This window comes from Clostridia bacterium, assembly GCA_035561135.1.
In the GTDB taxonomy this organism is placed as follows: Bacteria; Acidobacteriota; Terriglobia; order Terriglobales; family Acidobacteriaceae; genus DATMYA01.
In genome coordinates this window covers 1-21774 of record DATMYA010000053.1, presented here as the reverse complement: position 1 = coordinate 21774, position 21774 = coordinate 1, and the positions used below count along the sequence as shown (strand labels likewise).

Annotated in this window: 14 protein-coding genes and 1 pseudogene; 3 read left to right on the top strand and 12 right to left on the bottom strand. The window is 58.6% G+C overall.

What is annotated here, in order from left to right; all coding sequences use genetic code 11:
• Positions 1–410 precede the first annotated feature (410 nt).
• Together VN622_12385 and VN622_12380 are read left to right on the top strand one after the other, a co-directional pair.
• Positions 411–971, top strand: a complete 561-nt coding sequence (locus tag VN622_12385) for a polymer-forming cytoskeletal protein (GenBank protein HWR36658.1) — start codon at positions 411–413, stop codon at positions 969–971.
• A 70-nt stretch (positions 972–1041) separates the two neighbouring features.
• Positions 1042–1701, top strand: a complete 660-nt coding sequence (locus VN622_12380) for a class I SAM-dependent methyltransferase (protein HWR36657.1) — start codon at positions 1042–1044, stop codon at positions 1699–1701.
• A gap of 30 nt (positions 1702–1731) precedes the next feature.
• Here the strand turns inward: VN622_12380 and VN622_12375 are convergent, their stop codons facing one another.
• The 4 genes from VN622_12375 to lptF form a co-directional block, all read right to left on the bottom strand.
• A complete protein-coding gene (locus VN622_12375; protein ID HWR36656.1) occupies positions 1732–2850 on the bottom strand; it encodes an FAD-dependent oxidoreductase in 1119 nt (372 codons plus the stop codon).
• On the bottom strand, positions 2841–3539 hold the full coding sequence (locus VN622_12370; protein HWR36655.1) for a methyltransferase domain-containing protein: 699 nt from the start codon (positions 3537–3539) through the stop codon (positions 2841–2843). Before VN622_12370 ends, VN622_12375 begins: the two co-directional genes overlap by 10 nt.
• 36 nt (positions 3540–3575) lie before the next feature.
• Positions 3576–5411: an ABC transporter ATP-binding protein gene (locus VN622_12365; GenBank protein HWR36654.1), complete on the bottom strand. Its 1836-nt coding sequence runs from the start codon at positions 5409–5411 to the stop codon at positions 3576–3578.
• 142 nt (positions 5412–5553) lie between these two features.
• The gene (lptF, locus tag VN622_12360; protein HWR36653.1) at positions 5554–7935 is read right to left on the bottom strand and encodes an LPS export ABC transporter permease LptF; all 2382 of its coding nucleotides are present in this window, start codon (positions 7933–7935) and stop codon (positions 5554–5556) included.
• A 127-nt stretch (positions 7936–8062) separates the two neighbouring features.
• On the opposite strand from lptF, the gene VN622_12355 reads away from it, so the two are divergent.
• Entirely contained in the window at positions 8063–10315 is a 2253-nt protein-coding gene (locus VN622_12355; GenBank protein HWR36652.1) for a glycoside hydrolase family 57 protein, read from the top strand.
• Between the two features lie 70 nt (positions 10316–10385).
• On the opposite strand, the gene VN622_12350 is transcribed toward VN622_12355, so the two are convergent.
• The 8 genes and pseudogenes from VN622_12350 to VN622_12315 form a co-directional block, all read right to left on the bottom strand.
• Positions 10386–11153 carry a glycine zipper family protein gene (locus tag VN622_12350; GenBank protein HWR36651.1) on the bottom strand — a complete coding sequence of 256 codons (768 nt, stop codon included), beginning with the start codon at positions 11151–11153 and terminating at the stop codon, positions 10386–10388.
• Positions 11150–11515: pseudogene (locus tag VN622_12345) on the bottom strand (redoxin domain-containing protein). Before VN622_12345 ends, VN622_12350 begins: the two are co-directional and overlap by 4 nt.
• A gap of 364 nt (positions 11516–11879) precedes the next feature.
• Entirely contained in the window at positions 11880–15815 is a 3936-nt protein-coding gene (smc, locus tag VN622_12340) for a chromosome segregation protein SMC (protein ID HWR36650.1), read from the bottom strand.
• 676 nt (positions 15816–16491) lie between these two features.
• Entirely contained in the window at positions 16492–17529 is a 1038-nt protein-coding gene (locus VN622_12335) for a radical SAM protein (GenBank protein HWR36649.1), read from the bottom strand.
• Positions 17530–17703: 174 nt separating this feature from the next.
• A complete protein-coding gene (locus VN622_12330) occupies positions 17704–19077 on the bottom strand; it encodes a dipeptidase (GenBank protein HWR36648.1) in 1374 nt (457 codons plus the stop codon).
• Positions 19078–19275: 198 nt separating this feature from the next.
• Positions 19276–20397: a glycine oxidase ThiO gene (gene thiO, locus VN622_12325; protein ID HWR36647.1), complete on the bottom strand. Its 1122-nt coding sequence runs from the start codon at positions 20395–20397 to the stop codon at positions 19276–19278.
• A gap of 96 nt (positions 20398–20493) precedes the next feature.
• The gene (locus VN622_12320; GenBank protein ID HWR36646.1) at positions 20494–21180 is read right to left on the bottom strand and encodes a class D sortase; all 687 of its coding nucleotides are present in this window, start codon (positions 21178–21180) and stop codon (positions 20494–20496) included.
• 312 nt (positions 21181–21492) lie between these two features.
• The coding region (locus VN622_12315; protein ID HWR36645.1) for a hypothetical protein at positions 21493–21774 on the bottom strand (282 nt) is incomplete at its 5' end.

The following is a 21774-nucleotide window of genomic DNA, read 5'->3' as shown; positions in this document are numbered from 1 at the left end:
TTTGCGATGCGCTTTCCATCGCCGTCGTACGTGTACGCAAGCTGGCCACCTATTTCGATCAGCATGCTTTCATGGTCGTACTCGAAACCACCGTCAATCATGTTGCCGGCGGCATCATAGGAATGCGAGCCGAGTTGGTTCTTCTCGTTGAAGATTCGCACCCTGTGATCTGCCCCATTCTCCGCACGCGGAATCATACACACCCGGTGCCTGTTGCGACCATGAATCCGTGCGAGTGCCTGAACGGTACGGTCGGAACCGGCTATGCAAAAATGTCAATTGCCGCTCCTGCTCGACTTGGGTATAGTCAAGGTAAGCTGTTCCATCGCTGCTAGTTGCAGGTAAGGGTGCGTTCCGCACCGAGTCGTGGCTGCGCCGGAAAAGCGATCATTAGGACGGGAGAGTTCCCGATGTGGAAATCGCGCAAAGAGGATGAAAAGCCGTTCGTTCCGCCTGCCAGGGCGCACGTGGCGCCTGTACCGGCAGCTCCGGTTGCACCGGTCAAGGAGGTTCGTCCCGTGGAGAGTCCAAAGATGGATACCTATCGCGCCGACGTGGCGCACATTGGCAAGTCGGTCATCGTAAAGGGTGAGCTGTCCGGAAGCGAAGACCTTTACCTGGACGGCGAGGTGGAAGGCAGCATTGAACTGCGCGGCCATAGCCTGATCATCGGACCGAACGGTCGAGTACGCGCGAACGTCCACGCGAAAGATGTTGTGATCCACGGCAAGGTGGATGGAAATGTGCGCGGCACGGATCGCGTGGAATTGAAGAAGAGCGCATTGTTGAACGGTGACATCTTCACGCAGCGCATCGTGATCGAAGATGGCGCATTCTTTAAGGGCGCGATCGACATACAGAAGGCCGAAGCGAAGCAGGACGCAAAGCGCGAGCCCGCGTTGGCGGCAGCCGCGAGCGCTCCAGCAACGCCGGTCTTCACTCCTCAGGCATCGCTACTCGATAGGAAATAGCGTTGGCCTGAGACGGACAACAAAATACCAGCCGTGTAGCAAGCGTGAGGCGCGGCAAGCAACGGGAACTGTGGCCGGTTTTTTTAAGAATCTATTCGGCGGCGATGCTGGAAGAAAAGAGCAGGCATCGCCGGCTTCGCAGCAGCAGCGAATCAGCCGCAAATCGACGGGATTCAGCGAGTTCACGAAGGCGATCTTATCGCCGGAAGGTCTGCGCGTGCTGGATCTCGGGCCGACCTCGCCGGCAAACATCCAGTTCATTACCGGACTTGGACATCGCGCCTACAACGAAGATGTGCTGCTTGCGTCGCAAGACTCTTCGCTGGTGCTTCCGGCAGAAGAAAAGGGAGTCACGGCGCTCGACCTGAAGCGATTCCTGGACGAGAACCTGGCCTACGAGAAAGAGACATTCGACGCCGTGTTGGTGTGGGACATTCCGGACTACCTGCATGAATCCCTTGTGAAGCCGGTTGTCGAGCGAATTTATAACATCACTAAGCCGGGAGGCCTTCTGCTTGGATTCTTCCACACGCGGGATGCCGGTCCAGAAGCTCCTTATTACCGTTACCACATTGCCACGCGCGATACGCTCGAACTTCAGCGCGGCCCATATTTCCAGTTGCAGCGCGTCTTCAACAACCGCCACATCGAAAACCTCTTCCATGATTACGCGTCGATCAAGTTCTTCCTCGGACGGGACAACATCCGCGAGGTATTGATCGTTCGGTAGCTGCTTCAACAATCAAAATCCACAACAGCGCTAGGAGTTGAATGCGGCTTTGCCGCGCGTGGAGGCTACGGCCCATCGCGCCACGGCCGGTATGCGCAAGCCGTATATCAGGGCGGTACGCATCCTGGGTGGGGCCGAGATTAACCGGCGCAGGAGCGAGGCGTTGCGAAAGACGCGACCAAAGCGAGACTTGTAGGATTGACGATAGTGTTCGACAGCCTCATGGAGCGTAACTTGGGCGGCACAGAAGGGCGTAAGGCACTCCGCCGCGAGGGCACCGCCGGCAAGGGCGAGTGCGATGCCGTCGCCGACAAAGGGGTCGATGAAGCCGGCTGCATCGCCCGCGAACAGAATGCCGTTTTCATCCGGCTCGGCGGGCGCAAAAAGCAGCGGCGAGGTGGTTACGGGAGCCATGAGCGCGTGCCACTGTTGGCTTCTCCGCGCGAGTTCAGGGTGCAAGGTGAAGAAATCCTGCATGGATGCGCCAACATCGGCGCGGACCATTGCACAGACGTTAAGGCGTGACTCGCCGACAGGCTGCACTCCGCAGTAGCCGCCGTCAAAGAAATACAGATCGCAAGAAGCAGACGGATTGACCTCGGAGAAATGCGCCTTGATGCCGATCCATTTGCTTCCGACAGCTCTTTCGTAGGCCTTCCGAAGAGCGGCGCGCGGGAAGCGCGACCAGCGTCCAGTCGCGTTAACGACCGAGCGCGCACGGAAAGTGCGCGCGGCAGTCTTGATCGTAAACAGTCTACCGGGCGCGATGCTCTCCACAGTCGTTTGCAGTCTGGCGTCTACCCCTGCGCTCTGAGCGGCGTGCCAGAGTGCAGTGTCGAGTTCGTGCCGCGGGATGGAAGCGGCTGCGGGTTCGATGGGGGCAGCGAAGATGTTCCCATTCACCAGAATGCGCGCGGACGTGATGCGCGGCGCATCAGACAACAAGCGAGACTCGGGGCCAAGCAGTGTTGCCAGCAGATTGAGCGATTCCGGCGAGATGAATTCGCCACAGACCCGGTGACGCGGAAGCTGGCCCTGTTCGAGCAAGAGGACGCTCGCGCCTGCGCGGGCAGCCGTGATGGCGCATGCGGCGCCGGCTGGCCCTCCGCCAACAACAGCCAGATCGCAGGCTGTGGTACTTACTTCCAAAGGATCACCCCCATACGGAACAGATAGTGTCGCGTGATCTCAATGCGCGTCGTCAAGCCTTTCACCATGTTGCGCATCTCGTCTGGCGTGTACGCACGACGCACAGAGGCCGGGGCGTCGTGGCGAGTGATCCGGCTGCGATAGAGCGGCATTCCGGCGTAGACCAGCGCGAGATGCAGCGGGTCGCGCACCAGATCATTGATTACAACGGCAACGCGGGCGACGCGTAAGCATTCTGCAGCGAAGTGACGAAGCTGGTCGGGCTCAAGATGATGCGCAAACAGGGAGCAGCTTACGAGGTCAAAGGCTGAGTCCCGGAAGGGCAGTGCGAGCGCATTGGCGATGACTTTGGAATGAGCGCCATTCATGTGCTTCGAACTGCGATCGAGAAGCGTAATGGCGAGGTCAATGCGTTCGCGAGCAAGTGCGCGGCGCGCAGTTTCAGGGACGTCGCCGCATCCGGCGGCTACTTCGAGGAGGGAGAGTTCTGCGCAGTTGCGCGTGCGGGCGATGCGGCGGACGAGGTCGATGGTAGTGCTCGCGCCTCCGAACCACCGATTGATGCGGCGGAGGTCCGCAAGCGAGCATTCGATCTCGTGAGCAGATCCAGCGTCAGTGTCGAGCAGTTCCGGGATGACCGTGCGGCGCATCACTCCACTTGGATTCATCGCGGAGACAAGGAGGTACAAACAATCGCCACGTTACGCGCAAGAATGCGGGACGCGCTACACGGTTTCGAGTTCTTCTTCGAGTTGCTGCTTGTTGTAGAGTTCGGTGTAGTAGCCGTTGATCGACAGCAGTTCTTCGTGCGTGCCGTACTCGACGATGCGCCCACTGTGCAGGACGGCGATGCGGTCGGCATTGCGCACGGTAGAGACGCGGTGCGAGATGAAGATCGTCGTGCGGCCCCTCATTACTTCGCGCAGGTGATTGAGGATATGGTCTTCCGTCTGCGTATCTACGCTGGCGAGTGCGTCGTCAAGCACGAGGACACGGGGATCGCGTATGACGGCACGCGCAATAGCCGTGCGCTGCTTTTGTCCGCCGGACAACGTGATGCCGCGCTCGCCTACGGTGGTCTGGTATTGCTCGGGGAAGGACTCGATGTCGGTGGTGATGCGGGCCACGCCGGCGGCGCGGCGGACGTCCTCATCCGTAGCCTCCTCGACTCCAAAGGCGATGTTCTCGCGGATGGTATCGGAGAAGAGGAATGTTTCCTGCGGGACGAACCCGATATTCCTGCGCAAGAATGCCAGCGTGTATTCGCGAATCGGACGGCCGTCGATCAGGACCATTCCTGGTGCGGCATCGTAGATGCGCGGTATGAGCGATACGAGAGTTGATTTGCCTGAACCTGTCGGGCCGACAATTGCAAGGCTGGTGCCGGCGGGAATGGTGAGAGTGATGTCCTTGAGTACGGGCGCACTTTGCGTCGTTGGGCCACTCGGGAGCTCACTCTCGCCATTGTCTTCAATTCCATTACCGTCAACGCGAGCTATAGGCCGAGCGTCGCGTTCGTAGCTGAACGTCAGGTTGCGGAATTCAATGTTTCCGCGGAACGGCGTACTGGCGTCCACGGTAACGAGCGACGGATCGTCCTGAATTTCAGAGCGGGCGGAGAGGATTTCGTTGATGCGTCCCATGCTGGCGGTTCCGCGCTGGAAGATATTGATGACCCATCCGAGGGCGATAACCGGCCACGTGAGTTGCACCATGTAGAACAGATAGGCGATGAAGTCGCCGGGACTGATGCGGCCCAGGATGACCTGGCGACCGCCGAGCCAGAGCACGATCACGATGGCGAAGCCGAGCATGAGTTCCAATGTCGGCCAGAGCATGCCCATCAGGCGTACAAGTTTGAGCGAGCGGGCGATGTATTCCCGGTTCTCGGTCTCGAAGCTGGCAATCTCGGCATCCTCCTGCGCGTAGGCGCGAATGACGCGTGCCCCGGAGAAGTTCTCTTGCGCGCGGGAGGAGATGTCAGAAAACATCGCTTGAATGCGCTCAAATCTCTCGTGAATCCGCTGACCCAGATATTGGACGATGATGCTGGCAAGCGGCAGCGGCAGAAATGCCCATAGCGTCAGCATGGGGCTGATCTTGAGCATGAAGATGACCGCGCCGGTAGTGAACACCAGGGTGTTCGCCGTGTACATGATGGCCGGGCCGAGCAGCATCCGAACGGCGTTGAGATCGTTCGTGGCACGGGCCATGATGTCCCCCGTGCGGTTGCGCTGGTAATACGAATACGAGAGTGACTCGAGGTGGCGGAAGAGGTCGTTGCGCAGGTCGAACTCGATCTCGCGTGAGATGCCGATCAGGATCCACCGGGTGAGGAACTGAAAAATGCCCTTGCCGACGGCGACGCCGATCAGGAGAAGCGAGTAGGTGATCAGCTTTTCGCGCGTGACGCCCGTGTTGATGTCATCGATGGCGCGACGGATAACGAGCGGAAACAGTATCCAGATGCCGTTGTTAAGGAGAACGGAGATGGTTCCGAAGACGTACTTGCGCCAGTATCGGCGCAGGTAGGGGAACAACGGTCTGAGGTTCTGGATCATGCTTCTGAGAGCGGTCCTGTGGTGAAACCATTTAGATGTGATTGTAGCAAGGGAGGTCGCAGGGAAGGCAGCAGGACAGAGTGTGAGCGAAGCAAAAACGAGGAGGGTGAGCCGACGCTGGCGACACATCCTGCCGAGACATTTACGTTGGGACTTTTAACACGAGGTATCCGCCTGCCGAGGCGAAGATGAGATCGGGAGCCCAGGCGGCTAGAGCAGCAGGTAAATAGTTGGCGTTGCCCATGGCTTCGAAAAGGCCGGAGGTGATCCAGTAAACCATACCGATGCCGATGGCGACGGCGATCCCTGTTAGCGCGCCACGGCGTCCAGCGGAGAGCGAGAAGGGAATCGCTATAACCGCCATCACGAAGGTGATGATGGGAAAGGCGAATTTCTTATGTAGCTGCACGCGGAGACGCACTACATCAAATCCGCTTTGCTGCAGGTCCTGTATGTAGCGACGCAGTTCCTGGTAATTCATTTCCGAAGACTGCTTCACTTCTTTTTTGAAGTAGTTCGGCGCCTCGGTGACCTCGGCGAGAGTCGTAACGTCGAAGGTCCTGTAGTCCTCTATGGCTGCGCCACGGAAGGTGCGCGTCCAACCTCGCTCGAAGACCCATTTCTGCAGTCCTTCTTCCCAGTGCGCACCCGAGGCGTACACGCGTTTCGTCAACTGGAATGTCTCCGGGTCGAAGACGAAAGCCGAAATACTGGCAAAGCGGTTCTGGTCAGGGTCGAAGAATTCGTAATAGTAGATCGTGTGCTGCTGTCCAAAAATCCACTTGCGGTCAGGGCGCAGGTAAGTTTGCGGCGGCTTTCCCTTGATCTGGTTCCGAAGCGTTTCCTGCCGTTTGTTGGCGTGCGGGATATAAAGCTGGTCGAAGAAGAAAAGTCCGACGGAAAGCACTCCGGCGATGATCAGCACCGGGAAGATGACGCGGTAGATGCTGATGCCGGTGGCCTTCATGGCGGTCACTTCGTTCGACTTCTGCATGAGGCCAAAGGTGACGAGCACGGCCAGCAGGACGCTCATCGGCGTCATCAGGTAGATCATCGAAGGCGTAACGTTAACCAGGTAATCGCCCAGCGTGAAGAACGGGACGCGGTTACGCACGATGTCGCCGAGCAACTCGAAGAATGTAAAGATGAGCGTCAGGGTGATGAAACTTGCGAGGATCATCCCAAGATACAAGGAAAAGTCTTTGAGGATGAGGTCGTCGAGCAGGATGGGGAACTTGGCGCTGAAAAGGCGCTTGCGACTAATGGCGCGTTCGAAGGCGCCAGTTTCGTCGAGCGAAACAGCCGAACCATCGAGCACGGTGCCGGGCTTTAGCCGTTCCTTGATGCCGGCTATAACGGCGCGGAATGAGCCGATCTCAATGGAACTGCGATCAACACGCCAGAGCAGGTACAAGCCCGCCAGCAGGAATACGACATTGGCCATCCAGACGCCTGCCGAGGGCGGCATCTTGGCTGAACGCCCGAACGAAATGCCGGAAAGCGAGATGAGGTAGTAGAGGAAAACGAGCAGAATTGTCAGGACGAAGCCCGTGGACTTCCCACCTTTGCGTGATGAGAGGCCGAGCGGAATGCCGACGAGCGCCAGCACGAGGCACGCCGTAGGCAAAGCCAATCGCCTGTGGAACTCGACCCGGTACCAGCGCGCGCGCACATTGGCGTCCTCTACTTTGCCGGTTTTGTTTACGGGGCCGCTCTCCGGGTGGTTAGAACGGTACCAGAGTTCGGGCGTGCTCAACTCGGCAACGGGAACCAGGTCGCGCGTGTTGTTGCCATTGTTCGCGGAAGGCAACTGGATCGGGATATCGGTCTCGGCGAAGGTCGAGATGGAATACTGCTCGGGATTACGCGGCTGCACTTCCTGCTGCGAACCGTTGGTAAGATGCAGGCGAATACCGTTGTCACCTTCGTTGATGATCACGCCTGACTGCGCTACCGTCACGCGTGGTGCGGCAGGGTTGGCGACATCGGCGATGAAGACGCCATCCCAAAGTGAGGCTCCTCCGGCGGAGTGCGCGTCCTGAACGTAAAGAACGAGGTTTTTGAAATCCTCGTAAAAGACGCGTGGTTGCACTTCAAAGCTAGCCTGGGAGGTTTTGAGCTTATCCTGCAAGCGCGCGAGCGCGGCTGCGGAACGCGGCGCGAACCAGACGCTATTAGCCATAGCAAGCAGCCATACAGCCACGGCGAAGATCGAAATGATCTTGACGAACGTCCCGGCGCCAAGTCCGCTGGCGCGCATAGCCGTGACTTCGCTATCGGCGGCGAGCCGGCTGAGGCCGATGAGTATGCCGACCAGTACGCCCATCGGGATGGTGACGGTAAGGGCAGTCGGCAAGGTGAGGAAGAAAATCTCGGCCACGCTGGGCAGCGGGGCGCTGGCACGCACCACGATCTCAAGGATGCGCCCGAGGTCACGCATGAAGATAATAAACGTGAACAACGAAGCGCCGATGATCGCGTGCGAGAGGACTTCTCTCAGGATGTAGCGTGTCAGGATGCGCACGTGCGTCGGCTCGTACCGTGGCCTTCGTTTCGGTCAACAACCCCGAAAGGCTCAGTCTAGCATGGCCGCACCGGCGTCTTAATTCCTGTATCCTGTAACTGCATTTCATAGGACGTTTACTGCATCGATGGCTAGCACGGGTACCCTCCGCGTTGTTCTTCTCTGGCATATGCACCAGCCCTACTACAAGGACCTGGTTACGGGCGAATACCGCCTCCCATGGGTTCGTATGCATGCGCTGAAGGACTACTACGGCATGGTGAAACTGTTGGACGAGTTTCCGCAGGTCCACCAGAACTTCAACATGGTTCCTTCGCTGGTTGCGCAGATACAGGATTACGTGGCCGGGACTGCGCGAGATCCGTTTCTGCAACTCGCCGGCAAACCGGCGGGTGAGATGGCGCTGCCAGATCGTCTATTCGCATTGCGGTACCTGTTTCAGGCCAACGTTGTTCAGATGATCGGGCGCTACCCGCGTTACCGGGAACTCTGGGAGCGCTACCATGGCACGGGCGAAGATCCCGTCAAGGCCGAGCTGTATTTCTCCACGCGAGATTACGTCGATTTGCAGGTATTGTCGCAGCTCGCCTGGTTCGACGAATTCTTTCTCGAACAGCCGGATGTGCAGGAACTTGTGCGCAAGGGCAGGAACTTTTCGCAGAACGATCAGTCGCTGATGCTGGCGAAGCAGAAAGAGATCATGTCTGCGGTATTGCCCGCTTATGCTCAAGCGGCGAAGCGGGGCGGGATTGAGATCTCCGCAACTCCCTACTATCACCCGATACTGCCGCTGGTTTGCGACACGAGTGAGGGCGCGATCTCGTCGCCGGGACTGGCAACGCCGGACGCACGATTCAGGCATCCAGAAGATGCGCAAGAGCAGATTCGACGTGCACTCGTGCTGCATGAAGAAGTATTCGGGATGCGCCCACGGGGAATGTGGCCTTCGGAGGGTAGCGTCTCTGAGCAGGTATTGGCACTTGCCGCGAAAGAAGGCATCGAGTGGATGGCAACCGATGAAGGCGTGCTCGGACGCACCAAGGGATATGGCTTTGAGCGCAACTCTGCCGGCACGCTGAGAGCGGACTCTGCCGAGCGCCTCTATAACATCTACCGTTACGAAAAGGCCGGAACGGAAATGAACCTGGTCTTCCGCGACCATCGCCTGAGTGACCTGATAGGGTTCGTTTATGCGGGGATGAAGGCGAACGATGCGGCCGCGCATCTGCTCGCAAACTTGAAGGAGTCAGCCGCGCCGATGCTGAGGAGTGGTCGCGATGCCGTTGTCTCGATCATTCTCGATGGCGAGAATGCCTGGGAAACGTATGACATGTCTGGCAGGGAATTTCTGCGGCGCTTCTACGACTCGCTGCAGAAGGAGCCCGGCGTCGAAGCGGTAACAATCTCGGAAGCGATTGAGCGGCACAAGCCGGCGCAGTTCGGAAGACTCAATTCGCTCGTGCCAGGGTCGTGGATCAACGCGAACTTCAACGTCTGGATTGGCGCGCAGGAGGACAACAAAGCCTGGGACTATCTGTCCGAAGCGCGCGACTTTTATGACCTGAATTCGAAGAAGGCGACGGTCGAGCAGCGTGCATTGGCATTCGAAGAACTGCTGATCGCAGAGGGCAGCGATTGGAACTGGTGGTACGGGCCGGAGCATCACTCGGCGAACGATCGCGACTTCGACGAACTCTACCGCAAGCACCTCTCGAACGTATATCAGGCGCTGGGCGGACTTCCGCCGGAGTACCTTGCCCGGCCAATCGCAACAGGCATTACGAGGGCGTCGGCAATTCCGCAGACGGCCTATATCCATCCGAAGATCGACGGGCGCGTGTCGTCTTACTTCGACTGGATTGGCGCGGCGATGTATACGGCAGACCGCCACTCGAGCGCGATGCACGGGAAGGAATTCCTGCTGGACGCCGTCTACACCGGCATCGACGAGAAGCACCTGTATGGCCGGATCGATTTCGCTGGTGAAGTCCGGGCTGAAGATTTCGACCTTCTCGTGCACATGGAAGTTGTGTCCGATAAGCATAGCCGTGCCTTGCGCTTCTCAAGCCAGGTTGCAGGACGCCGCATCAGCAGATGGGGGCTTCAGGCGGAAGGCTCGACGGAGCCGCTAACTTCGAGCGATGAGACCGTCGCGGAGATCGAGGTTGGGCTGGAACGCATCTTCGAATTCCGTGTGCCACTGGCGGCTATTGGCGCCGTGGAGGGTGACACTGTGCGGCTGAGATTCAGCATATGGCGCGACCGACTGCCAATAGACGCTTTGCCGCTGGAAGGATCCATTGAGTTGCAAGTGGCGAAGGAGTATACGCTGGAAGAAAATGTGTATAACGCTGCTTACTATCGCGGCACCAGAAGCTGAGGCTATTTGCGTACGAAGAACGCGCCCTAGGATCGGGCGCGTTTTTATGTTGCCGCCAATTTTTATCGTGTCATTGGCCGGCAGTTGCAGCGCCGGATGTGAACCGGATGGGCCGACTGAGTTCGATAACGATTTCTGTGCCGGCGGGTAGTTCGGTCGAGTGGCGCTTCACGAGCCAATGCGTCACGGTTGCCGTTGCGCCGATGGCGGCACCCACTAGCGCGCCTTTGCTTCCGGCCGTCACGGCACCAACGGTGGCGCCTGCTCCCGTTCCAATGGCAATCTCTTTCGTATCACGTCCAGTGTAGCCCTTGCCTTTGATTCGGCCCTCGTCATCGACGCTGGTCTGGGGACGATGATCTGTGTCCACTACTACGGCGTTGATGCTGAGCGTTTCGCCGTTGGGCAGTACGACAGATTCGGGCCGGAGATCGATCATTGGACGACCGGTGATGCGGCGCGGTTCATTGACGCGCGTTACGTGGCCGGAGAGCGATGCACCGACCGGGATGACGGTCTTGCCATTCACGACCACCGGCTCGGTCACGCGTCCGGAGAACGTATCGCCGGCCTGGTTCGAGCGCGTGGAGAGCGCAGTTTCAAGCTTCATGCGTATGGCGGTGCCGACGGGGATATCGTCTTCGAACGCCGCGTTCGAAGACAGCAACGAGGAAGCCTCCCGCGGCGTCGATGCCGGTAGGCGTTCACGTGTGGCGCTGGGCTTGGTGTTGGATTGCGCAGCTCTAGATTGCGCAACCGACGTTTGTGCGGTTGCCGAAGTAACTGCCAAGGGTGCGCTCGCGAGCGCGAGCACTAGCAGCGCGACGGATCTTTTCATCTGTTCTCCTCTGGAACTGACGTCTGGTTGGCTGCGCGCAAGGCAGCAAGTACTTGATCGAGCGGGGCGCGATCGTGTTGTGTTTGGCCCACGTGGATGTAGCGGATACGACCGCGCGGGTCTATGACGAATGTCGCTGGACGCGCGATGTTGATGGCATCGACGCCGAGGCGCTGGTACACGCCATACGCCTTCGTGACAGCGCGATCTTCATCGAGCAGAAAGGGAAAAGATATAGGGTGCGTGGAGAGGAACTTTTCGGGGTTAAACAGCCCTCCGCGCTTTTCGGCAGCAATGAAGATCAAAGTAGCCTTGTGCTGATCCAGTTGCTCGTGGAGAGGCTCAAACTGAGCCATGCGCTTGACGCAGTTTGGTCACCAGGTGCCTCTAAGGAATTCGGCGATTACCGGACCCCTCTTCAAGACATAGGGAAGCGAAATTAGTATAGGCATGTTCACCGCAAGAAGTTCGAATGCCGGTGCCATATCGTCCAGCTTCAGAGTGCTGCTTTCCGCTGCCATGTCTCACCCTTAAAAATTCGCTTGCGATCAGTGTAGTGCGGCTAGGGATCGTTAAGATTGACAGTAAAACACCTACGAAAACCGGACAATACCCGAAAGAACACGGAATCAAGCAAGATAACGGGCTGGCGTTTGAGATGTTGCACACATAAAGAAAGGGCTGCCGTAGCAGCCCATTGCAAAAGGATACCGTCCAGCGGATCCTTTATGCGGACGCAGCTTGTTGTACTTTGTCCTTGTCGCCGAAGCGCACCGAAACAATCTTTGAGACGCCCGGTTCCTGCATCGTCACGCCATACATCACCGGTGCCACGGACATCGTCTTTTTGCTGTGAGTGATGATGATGAACTGCGTGTGAATACTCATTTCGCGCATCAGTTCCGTGAAGCGGCCGATGTTGGTTTCATCGAGCGGGGCATCAACCTCGTCGAGGATACAGAACGGCGCCGGCGTGTACTGGAATATTCCGACCAGCAGCGATACAGCCGTTAGCGCCTTCTCTCCGCCGGAGAGCAGGAGCACGTTCTGTAGCTTCTTGCCCGGCGGCGAAGCGACGATGTCGATGCCGCTCTCTGCCGAGTTCTCCTCGTCGGTCAGTTTCATGAAGCCTACGCCACCGCCGAACAACTTCTTGAACGTGACCTGGAAGTTTTCATTGATGACGTGGAACGCCTCTTCGAACTTCTGACGGCAGGTGACATCGATTTCCTTGATCGTGTTGTGCGTGTTCTCGATCGAGTCGAGCAGGTCCTTGCGCTGCGTTTCGAGGAACTCGTGACGTGCGGCGGTCTCCTTGTACTCCTCCAGCGCCATCATATTCACAGGCCCCATGCCCTCGAGCCTGCCTCGCATCTCGCGATACGCAGTATCCTCTGCCGTAAGCTCTTCGCCGGTAACGCGCACGAGGCTCTCGTCGGCGAGCAGTTCGTCCTTGCTGACGCTGAGTTCCTGCACGCAGGTTTCGGCCATGTGCTCGACATCCGACTGCAACTTGGCAGCTGCTGCGGAGAGTTCGCCGCGACGGTCACGAGCCTGGTCCAGCAACAGACGTGCTGACTTCAGCTCTTCTTCGATCTCGGCGAGGCGCGCGCGAACCTGTTCGGACTCGGCGACCAGCTCGGCTTCGCGAGCCTGGGCCTGATCGCGTTCGGCGGTCCAGTCCGTGAACTGCACGGCAATGTGCTCGTTCTCCTGCTCGCGCTGTGCTTTCTCGGCGGCAGCGGATTCGAGCTGTCCACGCAGGGTGTTGATGCGGTTGTTGACCTCGCTCGCCATCGACTGGATGCGCGACAGGGAAGACGCTGCGGCCCGGCGACGCTCTTCAAGGCCGGCGACGCGTGCCATCACTTCCGACGCGGACTGCGCCGCCATATCACGCGCGACGCGGAGGTACGCCAGGTTCTCCTGCGCTGTAGCCATTTCGGCCTCGAGACCGAGACGGCGCTCTTCGCAAGTGGCGAGCTCTTCATTCAGGCGCGCAATGGAGGCTTCGCGCTCGCCGCGCTCGCCCGTGATGCGTTGCAGGTCGCGCTCGTAGTTGCCGAGGCGCTCGCGGACCCGTGCCATCTCGCTATCGAGCTGGCGCAGCGTGTGTCCGCTGGTCATGGCCTGCTTCTCGGCCTCGCGGCGCTCGCCTTCCAGCCGGTCGAGTAGCCTAACGAGTTCGGCAATTTCCAAACCGAGCGTTCCAACGCGTGCTTCCTGATCGCGCAATGCGTTTTCCAGGTCGCCAAGCTGACGCTGCACTTCGCGCAAGTCGCGCTTCATGGAGAGCGGGCCTTCGCTGCGCTGCTTGCCGCCCGTCACCGTGACGTTGTGGAAGCACTCGCCATTGCGGGCAAGGAAGAAAGCGTCAGGATTCTCCAGGGCCAGTGTGCGTCCGGTTTCCGAATCGGGCACAATGAATCCGTTGCCGAGTTTTGGCAGAATCATCTCGAGCGACTTGCCGAAGCCGTTGAGCACGCGAATGCAGTTCTTTAGCGGAATCGTGGTGTCCATGCGCGGCGTGTGGCGCGTGCTCTCATCCACGACGAAGGAGAACTTGGCCTGCGAGTCGTCGGGATGCACGAGAAACGTAGCCCGTCCGTCGACGTCCGTTCGCAGCAGTTGCATGCCCTGGCCGGCTGCATCCCATGATTTCACTACGATGTAGTTGAGTTCGTCGCGCAGGAAGTCATCGACGACGTGCTCGTACTGGTCTTCGACTTCCAGGAAGTCAGCCAGAACGCCTGCGGGCGCGAGGCCCCCTTGCAATTGTCCGGACTGGAAGAGGCGGCGTACGGATTCCGTAGAGTATCCGTGCTCGTTGATAACGGCTTCCAGCGATGCGCGCTTGCCCTGAAGCGTGGCGAACTCGGAGCGCATGGTATCGAGGTGGCGCTTGCCTTCGGTCTCGGCGCGGCGCTTGTCGTCGATGCTGCTGCGGGCTTCGGCGATCTGAGCGGCAATGGCCGTGACGCGCTGCGATGCAGATTCGAAATCGAACGTGATCTGTCCGCGTTGCCCGCCGAAAGTCTCAACTTGCAGGTTGGCGGCGGCGATCTCGTTCTGGAGCCGCTGCGATTCGCGGTCGAGAGCGGCGATGCGTTCCTCGGCCTGGATGATTCGATTCCGGACGCCGGAAGCGGCAGACGCGGCTTCCATGATGGCGCGGCGCTGGTGTTCCTGGTTGCGTTCGACTTCCGAGAGCGCGTTGGCGGCGTTGCGAGCTTCTTCCTGGCGGGCGCGGAGTTCGGCTTGCGCTGCGGCAACGTCTGCGGCAGCCGATTCCAGTACCTGCTGGTTGGTCTCGAGTTCTCCCTGAAGGTGGGTCAACTGCTCTGCCGTCTGCGCAATCTCGGCTTCTGCGCCAGCGGAGCGCGCTACGAGTTCGGCGCAGCGCTCTTCGTTGTTGCGGAGACGGGCAGTGGCACGATCCATCTCCAGGTTGACGTGGTTCAGGCGGTCGCGCGTCTGCTTGGCTTCGCTCTGGATGGTGTAACCGCGTTGCGTGCGATCTGTGTGCTCGGCATCCATCTGCTGGACGGCTTCGCCTCGCGTGCGGAGTTCTTCCGCAAGCTCGTTGATCTGCACGTCGAGTTCGGTGCCTTGCGCGGACATCTCAGCGAAGCGGCTTGCGAGAACGACGCGAAGCTTGGCGCGCATCTCGTCACGGAGCTTGGCGTAGCGCTCGGCCTTGGCGGCCTGACGCTTAAGAGAGTTCATCTGGCGCGTGACTTCGTCGAAGATGTCGTTAACGCGGGCAAGGTTCTGCTTGGCGTCTTCGAGGCGGGCTTCGGCGAGGCGCTTCCGCGTTTTGAACTTGGTGATGCCGGCGGCTTCTTCGATGATGTTGCGGCGATCGGTAGGCTTGCTGCTCAGGATTTGACCGATGCGGCCCTGCTCGATGATGGCGTAGGACTCAGGGCCAAGACCGGTACCCATGAAGATGTCCTGAATGTCCCGCAAACGACAGAGTTTCCCGTTGAGCAGATACTCGCTCTCGCCAGTTCGGAAAAGGCGACGGGTTACAACGATTTCGCCTTTGCGGAACAAGCGATTCTTGAACTTACGACGGCGAATCTTAAGTACTACTTGAGGTGCGCCGAGGGTGGCGTCCGTTGCGTTCTCAGGGGCGGCGGCGGAAGCAGTTGCGTCCGCGGGCGGCGGGTCTAGCGGCGCGGCCTGCGGATCGGAACCGGTATGTGCTTCAACTTCTTCGATCTGTCCGGGACGGACTTCTTCGGTGTATTGCTCAAGATCTTCGGCGGCTGCAGCGCGAACGGATGTTTCGTCCCAATCATCCGGCGCAGGCATTTCGTTTTGGATCTCGATCTCGGTTTCAGCAACGTCGCCGCCCTCGTACTCCTGCGGATTAATGAGGGTAAGCGTGACTTCTGCCATGCCGGTGGGCTTGCGGTCACGAGTTCCGGCGAAGATGACGTCTTCCATCCGAGCGCCACGCAGGGTCTTGGCCGATTGCTCGCCGAGAACCCAGGTGATGGCGTCAGAAATGTTCGATTTACCGCAGCCGTTAGGACCGACGACGGCAGCAATGCCTTCGCCATGGAACTTGAGTTCGGTGCGGTCGCAGAAAGACTTGAATCCGAGAATCTGCAGCTTTTTGAGTTTGAGCAACTTCCACTCCTTGCGTGCTCGCATGTGCTGCTGTCCTGAATTGCGCTCAAAAATCGGGCGCGATCACAGAACGCAGCCAGCAATGTGAAAGGTCCACAAAGCCTCACGGCCTCAATGAAACCCCGTTCTTAACCTGCCGCTTCACCGACCGGCATAACAGCTGGCCGATACAGCAGGAACAGGAACTGCCGGTCACTTACCTCGTTTTCGAAACTAAAAGCGTTCCGATCATCCGAGATTCGGTTGCCCACGCGGCTGGCGTGGGGTGGCCGTCACAATGGCGAGCGGCTCGGCTGGAGTCCGCTGCAAGTGAAGTAAATGTACCGAGCAAGTTACCCGGGGTCAAGCAAGAAAACACGACATATGGTGTCCAGCTTGCTAAAGCCACTTCTAATTGCACCAGACTAGCGGCAACCGCGTAAACGCCAGCTAAGCCGCACATTTTATGGTGCATCTCCCGGTCGGCAGCAAGCTGGAACGGAAGAAGGTGCGCTGCGGGCGAGGCCAGATCTGCTGAGGGGCACAGAACAAGGCGTGAGCCGTGCAAGATAAACACAGAGAGCGTCACGACAAGGAAGGGAACCACCAAAGCCAGATGAAATCTACAGCTTTTCCACAGGCAAAAGCAAGCGCAATCGGCGGATACTGGGGCAACGCGTAGCACTTGCGAAGACGGCGCTCAACGATGCCGCCCTGGCTCCTACGTGCGTTCTTCGTGCGAAAGCTTTGGGGGTGTCCAGCGTTCGATTTTCGGCGACTTGTGGACGACTCGATTGACGGCTGCACCCACCGCCATGGAGGCGCGCACGAGATCGCCGACGCTGATTAATTTCGCGGGACCGAGGCGGTAAGCAGCGAGCCAGTGCAGACCGCCACTGATCGCGCAGCCACACTGCGAACAGTCTGGATTGCCGCCAAAGATGCACGGCTGAACGCGCGTTGCGAGGTCGGCCGAATAGTTGACGGACATACGCGCGAAAGTGCAATCTCGCGGCGTGGCGGGGGGTGTGGCGAAAGCTTCAGAAAGTCCTTGATGCCCCAGCAGTTTGGGGTAGCGTTTCGCCAGTTCGGGAAGCTCACGATAGAGGCGCTCACGATCTTCCGGCAAGAGCATCTCAGGGGTGTCTTCTCCGACTTGTGGCGTGTAGATGCTGGCCCAGATGCAGTTGACCTCCGGGCGTCCATTCCAGAACCGAACGTATTCTTCGATGTACCCAGGTCGCTCCATCATGGGCCGCGTGATGGTCCAGTGGACATTCACTTTCCGCCCCTCGATGTTCTGGAGGATGCGGTCGTAGGTGGCGGGCTTGCGACGGACGTCATGATGCTCTGGCAGTCCGTCCACGGAAATCGCGACTACCAGCTTGTCGATTGACATCCATTCCTTCGGAATAGGAATAACGGCGCTGGTGACGACCATGCCATGCACGCCCATGCGGGCAATTTCAGGCAGAATGCGGCTGAGTTCGCGATGACGGACAAGAGGCTCGCCTCCAACAAGTGAAACGTGCAGCGGGTCGTGCCGGCGAATGACGTCGAGGACGCCGTTCACAAGATCGTCACCGCGTTTGTCGCTCAACTGGCGCAGCAGCACACCGTCCAGGTGATTGTCGTTGTAGGCATAACAACCGGGACAGCGCAGCGGGCACTCGCGGGTGATCTCGATCGACAGAAGAGGGACTTTGCCACGCAGAATCTTCCCCCAACCTTTCATGACATCGCTTGAGTGAAAACTCACGGCCCCTCCTCAGATCTTCCGCGCAGACGCTAATAGGCGTTGTGCCTTTAGAATCATGATCGTCCGTATTGGATGGACGCAAGTAGCTGGAAAGAGCAAAAATAAATTGAACAATTGCAAATTGCTCAAAGCAAAAGGCCGTCGCAAGTTGCGACGGCCTTGCTGAAAGCGTTTTTACTTCCCGAGAATCGTGAACCAGCGAATGAGCGCTTCGACTCCACGGTGGAAGTTCGGAATGTGGAACTTCTCGTTTGGTGCGTGAAGGTTGTCGTCCGGAAGACCCATACCCATCATCACGGTCGGGATCTTCAGCTCGTTCTGGAAATCAGAGACGATCGGAATAGAACCGCCCGACCGGATGTACACGGTCTCCTTCTGGAAGACTTCGTGAAGAGCTTCATTGGCCGTCTTTACGAATTTGTTGTTGGTATCGACGACGCTGGCGGGGCCCTTGCTGTGAACCTTGATTTTTAGGGAGACGCCCTTCGGGATCAGGGAGTTCACGAACTTGCTGTACTTCTCGAAGATATCGTCAGGCTTCTGGTCCGGCACCAGGCGCATTGAAACCTTCGCGGAAGCGCGCGCTGGAATCACGGTTTTTGCGCCCTGTCCGACGAAGCCGCCGGGCATGCCGTGTACTTCCAGCGTTGGGCGCGCCCACGTGCGATAGAGCACAGAGTAGCCGGGCTCGCCCGTGAGAACGCTGGAGCCGACTTCTGTTTTGCGGTAGTGCTCTTCGTCGAAGGGCAGAGCCTTCCAGGCCTTCATCTCGTCGGCCGTTGGTTCTTTTACGTCGTCATAGAACCCAGGGATGAGAACCTTGCCGTTATCGTCCTTCAGCTTGCTGATGATCTGGCAAAGAGCGAAGAGCGGATTCGGAGCGGCACCACCGTACATGCCCGAGTGGAGATCGGTCGTGGCGCCCTGCACTTCAAGCTCGGTGTAAACCAGACCGCGCAGGCCGACGCACAGCGTCGGAAGATCGGGCGCGAACAGTTCGGTATCGCAAACGACAGCGAAGTCGGCTTTCAGTCGATCGCCGTGCTCGCGGATATACTTCGCGATGGCCTCGCCTCCGACTTCCTCTTCACCCTCGAAGATGACTTTCACGTTGATGGGCAGCTTGCCATTGTTGGCCTTGAACATTGACTCGAAGGCCTTCACTTCCATCCAGAGCTGACCTTTGTCGTCCACTGCGCCGCGAGCGTAGATGTTGTTGTCGCGCTCGGTGGGCTCGAAGGGAGGCGTCTTCCACTCATCGAGAGGCTCGGCCGGTTGAACGTCATAGTGTGCGTAGCAGAGAGCGGTTGGCTTGGCGCTTGCATGGAGCCAATCGCCGTAGATGAGGGGATGGCCGGCGGTCGGGATGATCTGTACGTTCTCGAATCCGATGCGCTTCAATTCATTGGCAACGAACTCCGCAGCTTTCTGGATGTCTCCCTTGTGCTCCTCAAGTGTGCTGATGCTGGGGATGCGAAGGAGGGCTTTCAGTTCGTCTATGAATCTCTGTTGGTTCTCTTTTGCGAATGCGACAGCGGCGGAAGACATGGGGAAAATCCTCACTTTCGATTTACGCAGACCGACATTTGAGTGCGGGCAAGCTGGCAAGTATAAACCACCGACATACGTTCGTGCAGCGTCAGAGATGCCGGCGAGCTTTTGATTCGATGTACATGGCCTGTCGCAGTAGGTCGCGCATTCTCACAGGTGCTGTTCCATGTCCGACTGCACGTACGTCGAACCGGACTAAAAACGTTCCGGCGCGAAGGCGGCGATATCTAATTCGGCAGTTTTCCCCGCAATCACTTGTGCCATAACCTGTGCGGCTCCGGGTGCGAGCATGATGCCATCGCGAAAGTGCCCAGTACACGCGTAGTAGCCGGTGATGGAAGTCGCTCCCATGAGCGGCAGGCAATCGGGTGTGCCGGGCCGCAGCCCCGTCCAGGCCTCCAGGATGCGTCCCTCGCCGATCTCGGGTGCGAGCAGCGCAGCGGATTGGTGCAGGCGCTGAATGACTTCGGTATCCACGCGCTTGTCGAATCCGACTTCTTCCATCGTACTGCCAATGACCAGGCGTCCGTCGCTGCGCGGCACGATGTAGCAGAGTCCGCCGGCGCGTACTACATGCCTCAACAGTGGCCCGTGTGCCGCGGGTGAAGGGCCGTAAGTGGTGAGCGGCGCGCCGGGAATGCCGCGCTGGAAGACAACGCAAAGCATTTGCCCCTTCACTGGGCGCGTATTCAAAATCAGCGGCGCTATTTGGCTTGCCCATGCGCCGGCGCAGTTAACGACCGTGGCGGCGGGATACTTTGTCTTATCGGTGCGCGCGCCTGTGACGCGCCCGGCTTCGAGTTCGACCTCGACAACGGGCGAACCGACGATCACGTCTATGCCGCTATGCCGTGCGGCTTTCATCAGCGCCACCATCAGTCCGCGCGGATCGACGGCGTTTTCGGGCAAGTACCAGGCGTTCGGCCGCGCTGAGAGTTGCGGATCGAGTTTGGCGAGCTCTTCCGGAGAAAGCGGCGTGACACTCTCGGCTATCTCAAGAGGGAATTGCGGCTGCTCGTTTTCCGGAAAGAACGCAATCGTGCCTTCGCGGCGGAAATCGACACGGGACTGCGACTCGGTTTCGATCTCATGAATGTACTCGGGATACATGCGGGCACTTGCAATGGCGAACGGCTGCAACTCGGGAGGCGTGTGCGGATCGCAATGGGCAATCATGCCCGCAGCGGCGTAGGAAGCTTCATGCGCGGGTTCGTGACTATCGAGCACCAGAACGTTTGCGCCATCCCGGTGTAACTCCAGGGCGAGCGACACTCCAATGATCCCCGCGCCGATTACGATCACGTCCCAGTTCTTCATGACCAGATTGTAAAGGCAAGTGTGTGTCGAAGGTTTTCAGCAGCCGGGGCCACCCCCTTAGCGAATCTTCAAGCATTCAGCATCGTTGCCGCCACTCTAGCGACTTCCGGTGGCTGATTTCGAATTGTCTTTTGGGAGAGCAGTGGCGTCGAGGTGCGTGGTTGTGAGCTTATTCTGTGCTTCGCCATCGCCTTCGACAAGCTTGGAGAAGATCACGAGACGCTCGGGCGCGGGGCCTATGTAGTACGTCGGATAACAGGTGATGAGCGTCAGTCGGCCTTCGGTCGTTGGCTGAATCACGGAGACATCGCTTGGCGAAACGATCTTCTTTCCGGTGACCTCGTACTTGTAGCTCTTGCCGTTGCGCTGCACCAGGAGGTCGTCACCCTTTGTCAATTCGTAGATATGACGGAAGAAAGTGTCACGATGCGCAGTGATGACGGAATTGCCAAGCTCACCGGGGGCAGCAGTGTTCTCAATGTGTCCGGGACCAAGTAGAAGCTTCTTGCGCGAGGTGCCTTCGACGATCACTGCCAGGAGATTAATTTTCGGAATTGAGAGACGTGTGAGACCGTCGTCAGCAGCGGCCTCAGTTGCGGGATCCTGCGACGAGCGCTCTTGCTGTGCCTGCCATTGACGATGCAGGCTGCGCTGCTCAAAGTACATTTGGCCGTATTGCGTGGCTACGTATCCGAGCAACACGAGGCCAAGAACGATGAAAGCCGTCGGCAGATACCGTTTGATTTTGTTGTAATTGATTTTGTTGTAGTCAGCGTTCCGCATCTTCAACGAGGCTCTCCGCTTTATAAATCATTGATCCGAGACATACCGAAAATTGTTAGGCCTTCATAGGATGCGCCAAAGCAGAGTCTCGCGCCCATATAACGAGAGCAGACGTCCGTGTTGATCGGAGTGAACGCTGCACGGCGTGAACCTCGCGACGCACTAGCCTGCTATTCAGTCGTCTGCGTCCAAGCGGTCCTTGCCAACGAGATCTTGCGTTATGCGCAACAAGAAAGTTCCTCTGCTAGAAACACAGAGGGGCTTTACGGTGAGGGGTTCCGCATAATTCCAAGAGAAGTGCGGCAGACGGGGTCAGCGCGTTCTCATAGCAGAGGCTACTCCGCCGAGCAGCACGCCAAAACCAATCACCGAAAGCAGTGGCAAAGCGCCTCCTGAACTGGGCAAACCGTCCTCGTTCTGAGGGTCACCATCGATGGGAGGACCGGCTACACTGGCCATTCTTACGATTGGGGCATCGGTGTTGTATGCCATGCCGCCTGGGCGGGCAGCAGGCGGGGCGGAGGTGCTCCTCGGCGGAAGGATATTGAACTGTACAACGGAACGCGCTCCAGGGATCGGAGTCTCATTGGCGTC